Origin of the sequence: Bradyrhizobium sp., assembly GCF_036009065.1 — a bacterium.
GTDB lineage: Bacteria > Pseudomonadota > Alphaproteobacteria > Rhizobiales > Xanthobacteraceae > Bradyrhizobium.
Genome location: NZ_DASYMN010000130.1, coordinates 1 through 1912, shown reverse-complemented (window position 1 = coordinate 1912; position 1912 = coordinate 1). Strand labels below are relative to the sequence as shown.

General features: G+C 65.4%; 1 pseudogene. It reads right to left on the bottom strand.

What is annotated here, in order from left to right:
- Positions 1-1342: pseudogene (locus tag VGP39_RS08050) on the bottom strand (hypothetical protein); the annotation flags it as partial.
- Between the last annotated feature and the right edge of the window lie 570 nt (positions 1343-1912).

Genomic DNA, 1912 nt, shown 5'->3' with positions numbered 1-1912 from the left:
CGGTCTTTTCGGTGATGGTGGCGCCTTCGTCCTCGCCGGCGAAGAACACGTCGAAGGAGTCGCCCGGCTGCACCTTGCGCTGGAAGTCGACGTCATAGGAGTAGATGCGGACCATGTCCTCGATCACGGTGGCCGGCACCTTGTTGCGCAGCGCGGTCTCGTAGATGCTCTGATAGAGCCGCACCCCCGTGCCGTCGTCATCGTCATCGTCGTCGGAGCTCGCGGGCTCGGCCACGGTGTTCATGCTCTGCACGTCGACCGCGACGTATTTGCCGAGATCGGACAGCGCCGCCACCGCCTCGACGGTGGATTCATTGGCCACCACCACGCGGTAGGGCTGCAGGCGCTGGCCGGGCCCGGCCGGCGCCATCAGGATGCGGATCTTCTGGCCTTCCTTGAGGCCGCCGTCGCGGCCGCGGGCGCCGAGAGTGGCGGCGATGGCCTTGGCTTCTTCCGGCGTCGCACCCTGCTCGCGCAGGATGGAGGGAATGCTGTCGCCCTTCTTGACGAGGTAAATGCGTTCGCCGGTGGGATTGCCGCCGGTGGCCTGGTCCTTGGTCTTGGCCAGCAAAGTGACGTTTTCCGGGACCACCCGGGTCTCGAATCCGGCATAGGGGTCGGCGACATTGCCCTCGGTGGCATAGGCCATCTTGGCGTCGGACAGCGCGCCGCCGGCGTCGGCGGTGGCGAGGGTGTAGCGCACCCCGCTATTGCCCTTCCAGTTCGAGGCGTCGCGGACCCGCATCAGGATTTCGTCGAGCGCGACCACGGCGGCGATCCTGGCCTTGGGCAGCACCGTGGCCAGATCCTTGGTGACGAAGGAGACCTCCGCATCAGGCTCGATGGCGTCGGCAACGGTGGGATCGTCGGCGGCCACCGGCGCTGCGACGCCGACATCGGTCAGCATGCGCTGCGCGTTATAGGGGGGGATTTTCGCGCTGAGATCGCTGGTGGCCAGCGCCAGGTTGCCCGAAATGCGGATGTAGGGCCGCACCCGCATGATATCGCGGTTGCCGACGCGGGTGGCGGTGGAGACCCGCATCACCTGGCGCGCGGCGGTCGAATCCGCCGGCGGCGGCAGGCGGTCGCTCTTGTGCAGGCTGGCGAAGCGGTCGTTGCCGCCGAACGCGCCGCGCAGCGCGCCCTCGACCCGCTCCGGCACCTTGGCGAAGGTCATCTCGCCGTCGAGCGAGGCGAAAACGGCGCCGCCGATAAGAGCCGCGCCGCACAGGCCAGTCAGAATTGTGCCGCTGAACCATTGCACCGAGACGCGCCGGCGATCGATCACCGCGGCCTCCGAGCCATCGACGGAAAGTGGCGGCTCGTGACCGAGATCGATCATCCCGGTCTCGCGTCCGTAATTTCCACCCCGTGACGTCCTGTGGCTCAAGCCGCCGTCCCCCCAAATTCCATCCACATTCGATGCGGCCAGCGGTTGCCCGGCCTCCCAAGTCCGCCCTCTTTCAGGGGCGATACCGGAGCCTGGCGTGCCCAATGAACATCCGGGAATCATGGGCCAAAGTGCTGGCCGGAATCTCGGACGTCAATGGCGCGCTGATCTTGCGAAAGTGCTCGACGATCGGAACAGACAAGGGCTTCATGGAAGATCGCCTGTTCCTTGAGACGCAACCGCCGGCCGCCCACCCTGGCATTCGGCGATTCACTGCTTATCTGACAGTCAGAACGTCGCAGGATTGTGGCTCTTGTACGGCGCGAGGCCCTGAAAAATCAGGACTTCTTCGCACCGCGAGATTCTTGCCACGATGCGACGTTTTGTTGACGATGACCGTTGACAAGCCTCGGAAGCCGGGCTTATAACCCGACCACTGAGCGCGGCGCTGTCTTGGCCCTTGGCCAAGGCATGTTTTCGTGCCCGTGATGCTCCTCACTAAGATGAGTGAATCAACAGCCG